Source organism: Actinomadura sp. 9N215 (genome assembly GCF_044326345.1).
Classification (GTDB): Bacteria; Actinomycetota; Actinomycetes; order Streptosporangiales; family Streptosporangiaceae; genus Spirillospora.
Genome location: NZ_JBIRBA010000015.1, coordinates 52672 through 65066, shown reverse-complemented (window position 1 = coordinate 65066; position 12395 = coordinate 52672). Strand labels below are relative to the sequence as shown.

The window sequence follows — 12395 nt, the reverse complement described above, 5'->3', positions numbered from 1 at the left end:
TATGGCGCGGCCGAGGAAGTTCGAGGAGGAGCGGGCGGTGGAGGCCGCCATGCGGGCGTTCTGGGCGGACGGGTACGAGGCGACCTCCACGCAGGAGTTGTGCGTGGCCACCGGACTGGGTCGCAGCAGCATCTACAACACGTTCAGGAGCAAGCACGACCTGTTCGAGAAGTCCCTGGCCCGCTACATGGACATCAACACCACCAGCATGATCGAGGTGCTGGAGGACGGCGGACGTCCGGTGCGGGAGCGGCTGCGGACGATCCTGCAGTGGACGGTCGACCCCGAAGCGGACGATCCCGTCGGGTGCATGGTCGTCAACGCGATGGTGGAGCTGGCTCCGCGCGACGCGGCGATCGCCGAGCGGATCGAAGGGGATGAGCGGCGGCGGCTGGCGGCGCTGACCGCGGCCATCGAGGAGGGGATGCGCGCCGGGGAGATCGACGCGGGCAAGGACGCGCGGGCGCTGGCGCACTTCGTCGTCGCGACGGTCAGCGGCATGCGGGTCGTGGCCCGCGGCGGCGCCGGCAGGCGCGTGCTGGCCTCGATCGCCGACACGGCCATGGACGCCATCTGAGCCAGGGACGGGCACACGCCCGTCCTTTTTCACGACCTGATTTTGAACCGAACCGTCCAATACAGAGAGGCGAGAGACCGATGCCACTGGCCGTCTATGTGCTGGGGATGGCGATCTTCGCGCAGGGGACGTCGGAGCTGATGCTGGCGGGGCTGCTGCCCGGCATGGCGGACGACCTCGGCGTGTCCGTGCCGGACACGGGGCTGCTGATCTCGGCGTTCGCGATCGGGATGCTCCTCGGCGCGCCGGTGCTGGCCGTCCTGACGCGGCGCTGGCCGCACCGGCGGGCGCTGCACGCGTTCCTCGCCGCGTTCGCCGCGGCCCACGCGGTCGGTGCGCTGACGTCCGACTACCGGGTGCTGTTCGCGACGCGGGTGGTGGGCGCGTTCGTCTACGCCGGGTTCTGGGCGGTGGCCGCGGCGACGGCGATCAGACTCGTCCCGGCGAACGCGCGCGGGAAGGCGATGGGGATCGTCGCCGGCGGGCTCACGGTCGCGGCGATCGTCGGCCTCCCGGCCGGGACGGTCATCGGGCAGCATCTCGGCTGGCGGGCGGCGTTCTGGACGGTCGCCGCGATGTCGGTGATCGCGATGGCCGGGGTGGCGGCGACGATCCCCGCCGGACGCCCGGACGGCGACGTCCCCCGGATCCGGGACGAGCTGCGCGCCGTGGCCGTCCCCAGGCTGTGGCTGCTGTACGGGACGATCGCCCTGGCCACGAGCGGGCTCATGGTCACGTTCAGCTATCTGGGCGCCCTGCTGGAGGAGACGACCCGCATCGCGGAGGCGTGGGTTCCGGCGGTGCTCGCCCTGTACGGGGCGGGCGCGCTCATCGGCATCACGGCCGGCGGGCGGACGGCCGACGCGCGCGGCGTCCCGACCCTGTACGCCGGATTCGGCGGGCTCGTCCTGGTGTCGGTGGCGCTGGCCCTGACCGCCGGGTCGCCCGCGCCGGCGGTCGCGCTGGTGTTCCTGCTGGGCCTCGTCGGGTTCGCGACGAACCCGACGCTCAACTCGCGGGGATTCGGCATGGTGGCCGAGCGGAGTTCGTCGTTCGACGGTGGCGGACGGGGGCTGGAGGACGGTGGCTCGGCGGCGCTGGTCGCGGCCGGGAACGTCGTCGCGTTCAACATCGGGATCACGGCGGGGCCGTGGCTCGGCGGCCTCGCGATCGACGCGGGGGCCGGGCTCTCGTCCACGGCCTGGATCGGGGCCGTCCTGGGCGCGCTGGCGCTGGGTGCGGTGGCCCTCGGGCAGAGGCGCGAGCGGACGGCCGCGGCCGTCGGACGGCGGGCTCGTCCGAGGGTGAACGCATGACGGAGGGCCGGCGCGAGGAGGTCCCCGCGTCGGCCCGGTCTCGTCGCGATCAGCCGCAGGCGTCAGCTGCAGGCGTCGGCCGGGAAGCCCCAGAGGGCGCGTTTGTGGGCGTGTTCGGCGATCGTCCAGATGCGGTGCTGGCCGCGGTAGCAGGACAGGTCCTCGGGGCCGTGCGAGATGGTGCGGCGGGTGACGCGCCCCCAGTCCGACCAGTCGCGGGACGTCATGAGGAGGCGCCCGCGCTTCTCGCCCCGGCCCTGGGTGAACCACCAGCGGTGGTGCGTCCTGACGCCGCCCTGGATCTTGTCGCCCGGCAGGGCGGCGGCCCAGTTCGCGTGGACGACACCGGACCCGGACAGCGCCCCCAGCGGCCACGTCGCCACGCGTCCCTGCGGCGCCTTCGGCCTGCAGTACTCGCCGGCGATGAGGACGTGGGGCCACGTGGTCCGGTCGACCGCGATCCACGACATGCGCAGCGGGCCCGAGCCCCGGCACTTCCCGCCGGTCGGGCCGCCGGTGAAGTGGTGGCTGCCCGTCTGCGGCAGCACGTAGCGGTGGCCGTGGCCGTAGTACTTCTTGCCGTGCAGGCCGACCCAGCCCGCGTGCCCGGTGGACCCGGCCTTGCTCTTGCCCAGGTCGAAGATCCGCCGCATGTCGAACTCGCGCACGCCGTGGCGCGTGTCGGCCACGTACAGCGTGTTGCCGTACCAGGCGATGCCGCCGGCGTGGATGCCGATGTCGGTGTAGGTCGGCCGTCCGCCCTTCATCGTCGGGTAGACGAGCAGGACGTGCCGGTACGTGCGCCTGTCCGGGTTGACGAAGGTCAGGCGGACGCGGCCGCTGTCGTGCCAGGACACCAGCATCGGGCGGCCGCCGCCGGACCACCGTTCGCCCTCCACCGCGTCCGACACGCTCGTGACGCCCTGCGGGACCCACTTCCCGGTCGTGCTGTCCTCCCTGTCGAAGCAGTACACGAGGGAGCGGGCGGGCACGGCGGCCGGCCTGCCGCAGCCGCGGCCGAACCTCCGCTGGCCGGACGAGTCGAGCAGCGCGCCGACGCTGCTGCGTTCCAGCCGGGCGTCGAGCGCGCGGATCGGCGCGCCGCGGTCGGAGCCCCGGCGCAGGTCGAAGTCACGAGGATTCGGGGCCGCGGGAGCCGCGAGGCCCGCGGGGCCCGCAGGGCGCGTGGCGGCCGAACGCCCGATGGCCGCCTGCGCTGTGGCCTCCTGCCCGGACGACGCTTGCCCGGGCGACACCTGGGCTGACGATGCTTGTGCGGACGACGCCCGTGCGGGCGGCGCGTGGACGATGCTCGCCGCGAGCGCGGCCAACGGGACGGCCGCCGCGGCGGCCATGAGGTCCCGCGGGCGAACCCCGGTCGCTGTACGCTGCAAGATGATCACATTCCGCAACGTATCCCGGCCGGTCCTCACCGTTGGTGAAGAGATGACCTCGGAAAATGCAACATAGTTTTCGTTGACCATTACGTCCCGCCGGTTTACCACCGGCCCGCCCCGGACGTCACGCGGCGCGACGGCGCGCGGAAATGGCGGACGGGACGGCCCGGAGACCGTCCCGTCCACGAGTGAGCCGATCAGCGCATGTTGCACATGCCGCTGGCCGACTTCGTCGGGTCGCTTTCGGAGGTGCCCGTCAGCCGCAGGCTCGCCCGGCGTCGCGCGTTCCGGTCGGCCTTGGCCCACACTTCGACCTCGGTGCTGCCCTTGGCCTCGGCGGTGGCGAGCTCGTTCGGCAGCCAGGTCGTCCAGCCGCGGGCGGAGACGCCGGCCTTGAGCCGGAACACGTCGGATCCGTAGTGACCGGTGCCGCCCGAGCCCGTGTTACGGAGCGTCAGCTTGCACTTCATCCAGCCGCCGCCGGTCGGCTCGGCCTTGCCGTTGCCGAGCTCGACGCCGCGCTGCTGCGGTCCGGCGCCGTCCAGCGACCGGATCGCGACCGTGTAGGACAGGACGCCGTCCTTGTCCCGCTTCAGGTCGAGGACGTAGAAGTGCAGCCGGTTCGCCTGGTCGACGTACTCGTACTCGCTGCCGGAGTCCGTCCCCGCGTGGAACAGGGCGTCGGAGAGCTGCCGGTAGTCGCCGATCGTCATCTTCTTGGGCGTACCGTCCGGCAGGACGAAGTCGACCTTGTCGATGTCCTGCGGGTTGGCGTCCTTCACCCAGATGAACGGCGCGTTGTCCGCGTCCTTGGTCTTCGCCAGCAGGACGCCGGAGTCCGGGGTGAAGGAGTCGGTGCCCATCCGGTCGACGACCTCGATGGTGTAGTTGTTGTAACCGCCGCCGTCGCACAGCGGGTCGGTCTTCTCGTCGCACTTCGGGCTCTTGTCACCGCCCGCGCCGAGCTTCAGGTTGATGCCCGCCAGCTCGTTCTTGGCCGGCTCGACGGACCGGGCGGTCACGCGCGCGACGACCGTCCCGGACGTGGCGAGCGCGCCCCGGTCGAGCTGGAGCACCTTGCCCGCGTCGACCATGCTGAGCTTCAGCTTGTTGCGCAGCATGTGCTGGGCACCCATGGAGCCGCCGCCCGTCGCGGGGATCGTCCACCGGCTGTGCGGGCCGCCGGGCCCGTTGAACGTGCCGCGGCTCAGCATGTCCCAGATCCCGCTGTAGGCGCGGCGCGGCGGGACGCCGTACGGGTTGTTGTAGTTGTCGGCGATGCCCAGGATGTGGCTGAACTCGTGGGCGAAGACCGACATGCCGGAGCTCTCCGCCTGCGTGGACGACTCACCGAAGACGGCGTTCGGCCAGATGGTGGAGCCGGCCTGCCAGGACGTCCAGGGGACGTACCTGGTCCGCACCCAGTTCGTCAGTTTCGGGTCGCCGGGACCCCATTCGGCGGGCACGTTCTCCTTCGTGCCGAACTTCATCTCGCCGAACTCCTGCCAGGTGGACGACTCGTCCTGCCCGGCGCTGAGGAAGAACACGAAGTCGAACTTCTTCGCGGTCTCCTCGCCGACGTCCGCGATCCACGCGGCGCGCGCGTCCTTGCGCAGGTCGCGGTTGCAGGTGTCGCCGGCGGGGCAGCCCGTGCCGCCCTGCATGCCGTCCACGCCGTACTCGTGGTCCTTGGCGGGCATCTTGTAGGCGCCGAACCCGGTGAGGCTCACCCCGTACCGGCCGCCGGAGTCCTCCATCCAGTATTCGTGGAGGGTGTGGCCGTGGTTGAGCTCCTGCGGCTTGTTGAGGAAGTCCTCGTAGAACTTGGCGACCTTGGCGCGCGGGACGTCGCCCACCGCCACCGGGTTGCCGAAGATCGTGGAGTTCTTCGGCTGCGTCACCGCGAACGGCTGGTTGGAGTAGTCGACCAGCACGACGGCGCCGTTGAAGTTCTTGAGCGACCCCTTCTTGGCCGGGTCGGACCAGTTGGTGCCCGGGATCTTCTTGTAGTCGTCCCAGGTCATCGTGTCGGGCAGCTCGTAGTTCTGCGGGTCGACGGGACGCGGGACGCCGCGCCCGAAGCTCTGCGGGGACGGCTGGGCGCGCTGCCACGGCTGCGTCTGCGGCCAGTGCCGCATCTGCCACGGGTTGGCGGTCGGTTTCGGGATGGGCGGACTCGGCTGCGCGGCGGCCGGTAGGGCCGCGAGTCCCACGACCAGCCCTATCGCCGCCGCGGGCACCAACAGCATGTTCTTGGCGCGCATGTCTCCCCTGCCTCAGGTGGGTGTTGCGGGGAGAAAGTAAAGAATGGGGCATACGCCCGGCTACGGCCGACTTAGCCGATCTCGCCCTGTTTGGCCTGGCATGTCGGACGATGCGCCCAGGTCAGACCGTCCAGCGCGTGATCTGTCCGGTATGAGCCAGGTCAGGCCAGGAGATCGCGTTCGCCCAGGAGATCGCGTCAGGCCAGGAGATCGCGTTCGGCCAGGACGATGCCGTCCTCGTCGCTGTAGAGCCAGTCGCCCGGACGGAACTCCACGCCGCCGAACACCACCGGCACGTCCACCTCACCGGCGCCGTCCTTGGCGCTCTTGCGCGGATTGGAGCCGAGCGCCTTCGCGCCCAGATCCAGCCCGCGCAGCGCCGCCACGTCCCGGACCGCGCCGTTGATCACCACCCCGGCCCAGCCGTTCGCCACCGCCGCGGCCGCGATCATGTCGCCCATCAGCGCGGACGCCAGCGACCCGGCGCCGTCCACGACCAGCGCCCGGCCCTCGGCGGGCGTGTTGAGCAGCCGCTTCACCAGCCCGTTGTCGCGGTCGCAGCGCACGGTCGCCACCCGTCCGGCGAACGACGTGCGCGCCCCGTACTGCCGGAACTGCGTCGCGCAGCTGCGCAACTCGTCCCCGAAGTCGTCGATGAGATCAGCGGTCGCGAACTCCATCCCAGCACTCTACGGAGAGGTGACCCGGCCGCTCAGCGCGAGGGGGGCGGCGCGCTCAGTGCGACGGGGCGGCGCGCTCAGTGCGACGGGGCGTCGATGGGACGGCCGAGCAGCCGCGACAGGACGATCGCCGTCTTCGTCGCCGTGATGTTGTCCTCGCGGCGGAGGCGTTCGAGGGCCTGCTCCAGGTGCTGGATGTCGCGGGCGCGCACGTGCACCAGGGCGCTGGCGTCACCGCTGATCGTGTACGCCGCGACGACCTCCGGATGCCCCCGGACGCTTGAGTAGATCTCCTCGGGGGACGTCGCGCCCGTGCAGAAGATCTCGATGAACGCCTCGGTCGTCCAGCCGAGCGCGGCCGGGTCGATGACGGCCGCGAAGCCGTTGATGACGCCGTCCGCGCGGAGCCGGTCGACGCGCCGTTTCACCGCCGGGGCCGACAGCCCGACCCTGTCCCCGATCTGCGCGTACGAGGCGCGGCCGTCCTCCAGGAGCTGTGCAACGATTCGACGGTCAAGCTCGTCAAGACGCAACAAATAACACCCCCAAAGTCTGTTTCCGTCATTGGTCGACGGTCGATCCCGAACATACGCTGGATAGTGGACCGGCGGCCACCTGACCCGCCCGGCCCTCCCCGCGGACACCGGACGGCCGTCCGGTGTCCCCGCCATGCCCGGCCCTGCCGGCCGGGCCGAGCCGCGAAGGAGCGTCGTGACGCCGATCGAGAAGCCGCGCGCGGTCTCCACCGAAGAGCTGCGCGCGATGTCCGATGAGCACAGCGCGCACAACTACCATCCGCTCCCCATCGTGGTCGCGGAGGCCGAGGGCGTGTGGCTCACCGACGTCGAAGGGCGCCGCTACCTCGACATGCTCGCCGCCTACTCGGCGGTCAACTTCGGGCACCGGAACCCGCGCCTCACCGCCGCCGCCAAGCGGCAGATGGACCGCGTCACGCTGGTCAGCCGCGCGTTCGACCACGACAACTTCGGGCCGTTCGTCACCGAGCTCGCCGAGCTGTGCGGCAAGGACATGGTGCTGCCGATGAACAGCGGCGCCGAAGGCGTCGAGACCGCCCTGAAGACCGCCCGCAAATGGGGGTACGAGGTCAAGGGCGTCCCGGCCGGGCAGGCGAACATCGTCACGTTCGAGGGCAACTTCCACGGCCGCACCACCACGATCGTCAGCTTCTCGACCGACGCCGACGCCAAGGACTCCTACGGCCCGTACACGCCGGGCTTCCGCACCGTCCCGTACGGGGACGTCGAGGCGCTGAAGGCCGCGATGGACGACTCGACCGTCGGCGTGCTGATCGAGCCCATCCAGGGCGAGGCGGGCGTGAACGTCCCGCCGAGCGGGTTCCTGCGCGCGGTGCGCGAGCTGTGCACCGCCAACGGCACCCTGATGATCGCGGACGAGATCCAGTCCGGCCTCGGCCGCACCGGCGCCACCTTCGCCTGCGAGCACGAGGGCGTCGTGCCCGACGTCTACATCCTCGGCAAGGCCCTCGGCGGCGGGATCATCCCGGTCTCCGCGGTCGTCGCGGACGCCGACGTCCTCGGCGTGTTCAGGCCGGGCCAGCACGGCTCCACGTTCGGCGGCAACCCGCTCGCCTGCGCCATCGGCCGCGAGGTCGTCGCGATGCTCAAGACCGGTGAGTACCAGGAACGCTCCAGGACACTCGGCGCGCACCTGCACGAACGGCTCGCGAAGCTGCCGGGCGACGTCGCCCGCGAGATCCGCGGCCGCGGCCTGTGGGCGGGCGTCGAGCTCCACGGGAAGGCCCGCCCGGTCAGTGAGCGCCTCATGGACCTCGGCGTCCTCGTCAAGGAGACCCACGAGACCACCCTCCGCCTCGCCCCGCCCCTGACCATCGAGCGCGAAGACCTCGACTGGGCCCTCGACCAGCTGGAACTGGCCCTCAAGGGGTGACGCGGAGAGCAGTGGGGCGCCGCCGGTGGACGACGGGCGGCGCCCTTCCCCTTGTTCACCGCAAACCCGAATCTCGTCAAAGAGTCGTCTCCAGCCCGCCCGGCGGGGCGGCGGCCCCCGCCCCCGCGGGCAGGGTGGGCGCATGCTGCGGATCAGGGGTGGGCGCATGGCGCGGATCAGGGGGCGGGTGGCGCGGATCAAGGGGCGCGTGGCGCGGATCAAAGGCAGCCGCCGGGTGATCATCGGGTGCGGCGCGGCGGCGTTGGGCGTCGTGCTGCTGGCCGGGGGCGGTCTCTTCCTGCTGCAGCGGGTGTACGACGGGGACGTGCGGCGCATCGCCGGGGCGATGCCGACGCGGGGCGGGCGGCCCGCCGGCGGGCACGGCGAGAACTGGCTGCTGATGGGGTCCGACCGGCGGGCGGACATCCCGTCGATGGGCGCGCGGGCCGACGCGATCATGCTGGTGCACCTGTCCGGACGCGGCGACCGCGTGTCGGTGATCGCGATCCCGCGGGACGGCTGGGTGCCCGTCCCCGGGCACGGCACGACGAAGATCAACGCCGCGTTCGCCCACGGCGGGCCGCCGCTGCTGATCAGGACGGTGGAGCAGCTCACCGGCGTCCGCGTCGACCACTACGCCTCGCTCGACTTCGGCGGCTTCGTGCAGATGACCGACGCGCTCGGCGGCGTGGACGTCACCATCACCAAGCGGACCCACGATCCGAAGCACGACCGCACGTGGCAGGCGGGCCACCAGCATCTGGACGGCGTCGAGGCGCTGGACTTCGTCCGGCAGCGCTGGAACCTCCCGGACGGCGACCTCGACCGGATCAAGCGGCAGCAGGCGTTCCTGCACGCGCTGGCGGACAAGGCGCTCGACACCCGCAACCCGATCAAGATCGACCGGTTCATCCGGGCGGCGACGCGGTCGGTGACCGTGGACGATTCCGTGACGTCCGGCACACTGCGCGGGCTGGGGCACCGGCTGCTGCGGTCGTCGCAGGTGGAGTACCTGACGGCGCCGGTCGCGGGGATGGACGCACGGGACGGGCAAAGTGTCGTACTCCTGAACGATGCTGGTGTGAGGGCCCTGTTCACGGCCGTCCGGGACGATCGGGTCGGCGAGTACGTGAGCCGCAACGGCGCGGCCAACTCGGTCGACGCCGTCCGCTGAGCAGCGCCCGCTGAGCAGCGCCCGGGCGCCGTCCGCTGAGCAGCGTCCGGCGGCGTCCGGCGGCGACCAGGGCGGTCCGGCCCCCCGCCTGAGCGGGCGACATGTCCATAAATAAAATGATGTGGCGGAAGCCGTCTAGGTGGATTAGTCTACGTGGACTAATCGACCTAGACACGAAGGCCGTTACCATGTCGCGACCCCTCACACCGCTCGCGCTGACCGTCCTGCGCATGCTGTGCGACGGGCCCATGCACCCGTACGAGATGCAGCAGCGCATCCGCGACCACGCCTACGACCATGCCGTCAAGATCACGCACGGCGCGCTGTACCACTCCGTCGAGCGGCTGGCCGGTGCCGGGCTGATCGAGCCGCTGGAGACGAGCCGCGACGGCCGCCGCCCAGAGCGCACCGTGTACGCGGTGACCACCGCCGGACGCGACGCCGCGCACATCAGGCTCGCCGAGCTGCTCGCGCGTCCGACCGAGGAGTTCCCGCTGTTCGGCACCGCGCTCGCGTTCGTCAACCTGCTGCCCGAGGACGAGGTCGCACGGCAGCTGCGGTACCGCGCCGTCATCTTGGAGGCGCAGCTCGCCGCGCATCAGACGGCCAACGACGCGTTGCTGAAACGCGGGTTGGAGCGTTACAAGCTGATCGACCAGGAGTGGCTGATCACCCGGGTGCGCGCCGAGCTCGACTTCACCCTGAGCCTGGCCGACGACCTCGAATCCGGCCGTCTCACCTGGAAGGACGCCGACGGAGTGACCACCTGCCACCCGCCGGGCGAGCACGAGCTCAACGGCGAGCACGGGCTCGGCCCCGGCTACGACACACGCGACACGCCACACGACAGGGGGACCTCATGAGCAGATGGCGCGGAAATCCCTGGGCGATCCTGCTGACGCTCTCGCTCGGCTTCTTCATGACGCTGCTCGACCTGACGATCGTGAACATCGCGATCCCCAGCATGATCGACAAGTTGGACGCCTCGCTGGACCAGGCCCTCTGGGTCGTCAACGCCTATGTCCTCGTGCTCGCCGTACTGCTGATCACCGCCGGCCGGCTCGGCGACCTGTGGGGCAAGAAGAACCTGTTCATCGCCGGTGTCACGGTGTTCACGCTGTCCAGCCTCGCGTGCGGGATCGCGCAGGACCCGACGCAGCTCATCGCCGCCCGCGCCGTCCAGGGCCTCGGCGCCGCGCTGCTGATGCCGCAGACCATGTCGATCATCATCGGGGTGTTCCCGGCGGAGCGGCGCGGCACCGCCCTCGGCATCTGGGGCGCGGTGGCCGGGGTGTCCACCATCGCCGGGCCGACGCTCGGCGGGCTGCTGGTCACCAACCTCGACTGGCGGTGGATCTTCTTCGTGAACCTGCCGATCGGCGTGCTCGTGCTGGCCATGGCGGTGCCGATCCTGCCTGGCCACACGCCGGGCGTCCGGCACCGGTTCGACGTGACCGGCGTGCTGCTGGCCTCCGCCGCCCTGTTCTGCGTGACGTTCGCGCTCACCGAGGGCCAGAAGTACGAGTGGAACGCCGTCATCTGGGGGCTGATCGCCGCCGGCGTCGCGCTGTTCCTGGTGTTCGTCGCGCACCAGCGCACCCGGCAGGACGCCGAGCCGCTCGTCCCGTTCTCGCTGTTCAAGGACCGCAACTTCACGATCCTGAACCTCGTCGGCGCGGCCGTCTCGATCGGCATGATCGGCATGATCCTGCCGCTGACGATCTACATGCAGTCGGTGCTGGGGTTCAGCGCCCTCAAGGCGGGGCTGGTGCTGGCGCCGTCCTCGCTCATGTCGATGTTCCTCGCGCCCGTCGCGGGACGGTTGTCCGACCGCATCGGCGGCAAGTACATCCTGATGGCCGGGCTGACCCTCTACGCCGCCGGGATGGGCTGGGTCGCCGCCATCGCCGACGTCGGGACCGACTGGACGTCCTTCATCGCCCCGCTCGTCGTCGCCGGCATCGGCATCGGCTGCGTGTTCGCGCCGATGGCCACCGAGGCGACCCGGCACGTCCCGGCGCGGCTCGCGGGCGCCGCGTCCGGGGTCAACAACACGATCCGGCAGGTAGGCTCCGTGCTCGGCGCCGCAGCAGTCGGCGCACTCCTGCAGAACCAGCTCGCGTCGTCGCTGCGGGACGAGGCGGCCACCCGCTCGTCCGCCCTGCCGGCCGACGTCCGGCCGGGCTTCGTGCAGGGCTTCGCGGACGCCGCCAAGGGCGGCCTGGAGGTCGGCGCCGGCCAGACCGGCGCGAGCGAGCAGCTCCCGCCCGGCGTCCCGGCGGACGTGGCGCAACGCCTCCACGAGCTGGCCGCGCAGGTGTTCTCGCACGGGTTCGTGCACGCCATGAAGCCGGCGATGTTCCTCCCGATCGGGGTCATGTTCCTCAGCGCCGTGGCCTGCCTGGCCCTGCGGGGACACGGGTCCGGCACGCCCAAGGGCGTCGAGACGGAACCGGTGCGCGTCACCACCTGAGGCGCGGAGCGGCGGGCCGTCACCGGTGGGTGCGGCCCGCCCTGCCGAGGAGCCACTGCCCCGACGGCCCGGCGGGACGGACGCGCATGACCGCGAGGGCGGCCGCGGCCAGGCCGCCGATGATGTAGACGTACCCGGCGTAGTTGGTCTTGCCGCTCAGCTCCGACGGCATGACGAGGTCGCCGCCCGGGCCCTCGTTCGACATGACGAACACGACGATCAGCCAGGCGAGCGCGATGATGACGGGGCCCGTCCGGCCGCCCATCCCCCAGCCCGCCAGCCGCACCATCGCGAACAGCAGCAGGGCGAGGACGATCGACGCGACCGGGACGCGGTCCACGGTCCAGTCCTGGACGAACGAGCCGACCAGCCCGAACACGGCGCCGAGCAGCCCGAGGACCGTGTAGGCGGCGCCGGCCACCATCGCGTCGACCGGCGCCTCGCCGTCCCGGCGCCCCGGCACGGCCGCCGCGCCCGGCGCGTCCGGCGCGGGCTGGCCGGGCGGCCCGCCGTGCGCGGGAAGGCCCTGCTTGGCGAGGCTCACCCGGGTCTCGTCGTCGTCTTCGTCCACGGACTTCAGGGTAT

General features: G+C 71.5%; 11 protein-coding genes. 6 read left to right on the top strand and 5 right to left on the bottom strand.

Annotated features, from left to right (window positions below; translation table 11 throughout):
• The first annotated feature begins 1 nt into the window (after position 1).
• On the top strand, positions 2 to 577 hold the full coding sequence (locus ACH34T_RS24090) for a TetR/AcrR family transcriptional regulator (protein WP_396023162.1): 576 nt from the start codon (positions 2 to 4) through the stop codon (positions 575 to 577).
• An 80-nt stretch (positions 578 to 657) separates the two neighbouring features.
• The gene (locus ACH34T_RS24085; RefSeq protein WP_396023161.1) at positions 658 to 1893 is read left to right on the top strand and encodes a Cmx/CmrA family chloramphenicol efflux MFS transporter; all 1236 of its coding nucleotides are present in this window, start codon (positions 658 to 660) and stop codon (positions 1891 to 1893) included.
• A gap of 62 nt (positions 1894 to 1955) precedes the next feature.
• Here ACH34T_RS24085 and ACH34T_RS24080 read toward each other — a convergent pair whose 3' ends face one another.
• The 4 genes from ACH34T_RS24080 to ACH34T_RS24065 form a co-directional block, all read right to left on the bottom strand.
• A complete protein-coding gene (locus tag ACH34T_RS24080) occupies positions 1956 to 3296 on the bottom strand; it encodes a hypothetical protein (protein WP_396023160.1) in 1341 nt (446 codons plus the stop codon).
• 191 nt (positions 3297 to 3487) lie between these two features.
• The gene (locus ACH34T_RS24075; protein ID WP_396023159.1) at positions 3488 to 5554 is read right to left on the bottom strand and encodes a M6 family metalloprotease domain-containing protein; all 2067 of its coding nucleotides are present in this window, start codon (positions 5552 to 5554) and stop codon (positions 3488 to 3490) included.
• A gap of 197 nt (positions 5555 to 5751) precedes the next feature.
• The gene (gene rraA / locus ACH34T_RS24070; protein ID WP_396023158.1) at positions 5752 to 6234 is read right to left on the bottom strand and encodes a ribonuclease E activity regulator RraA; all 483 of its coding nucleotides are present in this window, start codon (positions 6232 to 6234) and stop codon (positions 5752 to 5754) included.
• A gap of 77 nt (positions 6235 to 6311) precedes the next feature.
• On the bottom strand, positions 6312 to 6767 hold the full coding sequence (locus ACH34T_RS24065) for an Lrp/AsnC family transcriptional regulator (protein WP_396023157.1): 456 nt from the start codon (positions 6765 to 6767) through the stop codon (positions 6312 to 6314).
• 178 nt (positions 6768 to 6945) lie between these two features.
• Between ACH34T_RS24065 and rocD the strand changes: the two genes are divergently transcribed.
• The 4 genes from rocD (at position 6946) to ACH34T_RS24045 (ending at position 11810) form a co-directional block, all read left to right on the top strand.
• Positions 6946 to 8163: an ornithine--oxo-acid transaminase gene (gene rocD, locus ACH34T_RS24060; protein ID WP_396023156.1), complete on the top strand. Its 1218-nt coding sequence runs from the start codon at positions 6946 to 6948 to the stop codon at positions 8161 to 8163.
• A 142-nt stretch (positions 8164 to 8305) separates the two neighbouring features.
• Positions 8306 to 9337 (top strand): LCP family protein, encoded by a 1032-nt coding sequence (locus ACH34T_RS24055; RefSeq protein WP_396023155.1) that lies wholly within the window; start codon positions 8306 to 8308, stop codon positions 9335 to 9337.
• A gap of 188 nt (positions 9338 to 9525) precedes the next feature.
• Positions 9526 to 10200, top strand: a complete 675-nt coding sequence (locus ACH34T_RS24050) for a PadR family transcriptional regulator (protein WP_396023154.1) — start codon at positions 9526 to 9528, stop codon at positions 10198 to 10200.
• Complete coding sequence (locus ACH34T_RS24045) at positions 10197 to 11810, top strand: DHA2 family efflux MFS transporter permease subunit (RefSeq protein ID WP_396023153.1); 1614 nt, start codon at positions 10197 to 10199, stop codon at positions 11808 to 11810. The genes ACH34T_RS24050 and ACH34T_RS24045 overlap by 4 nt, the downstream gene beginning before the upstream one ends.
• Before the next feature lie 19 nt (positions 11811 to 11829).
• On the opposite strand, the gene ACH34T_RS24040 is transcribed toward ACH34T_RS24045, so the two are convergent.
• Positions 11830 to 12381 (bottom strand): DUF6113 family protein, encoded by a 552-nt coding sequence (locus ACH34T_RS24040; protein WP_396023152.1) that lies wholly within the window; start codon positions 12379 to 12381, stop codon positions 11830 to 11832.
• Positions 12382 to 12395 lie beyond the last annotated feature (14 nt).

Bases quoted from the DNA above. Each gene is read 5' to 3' on its own strand.
- ACH34T_RS24090 (WP_396023162.1), top strand. From the start codon at position 2: ATGGCGCGGCCGAGGAAGTTCGAGGAGGAGCGGGCGGTGGAGGCCGCC.
- ACH34T_RS24085 (WP_396023161.1), top strand. From the start codon at position 658: ATGCCACTGGCCGTCTATGTGCTGGGGATGGCGATCTTCGCGCAGGGG.
- ACH34T_RS24075 (WP_396023159.1), bottom strand. From the start codon at position 5,554: ATGCGCGCCAAGAACATGCTGTTGGTGCCCGCGGCGGCGATAGGGCTG.
- rraA (WP_396023158.1), bottom strand. From the start codon at position 6,234: ATGGAGTTCGCGACCGCTGATCTCATCGACGACTTCGGGGACGAGTTG.
- ACH34T_RS24055 (WP_396023155.1), top strand. From the start codon at position 8,306: ATGCTGCGGATCAGGGGTGGGCGCATGGCGCGGATCAGGGGGCGGGTG.
- ACH34T_RS24050 (WP_396023154.1), top strand. From the start codon at position 9,526: ATGTCGCGACCCCTCACACCGCTCGCGCTGACCGTCCTGCGCATGCTG.
- ACH34T_RS24045 (WP_396023153.1), top strand. From the start codon at position 10,197: ATGAGCAGATGGCGCGGAAATCCCTGGGCGATCCTGCTGACGCTCTCG.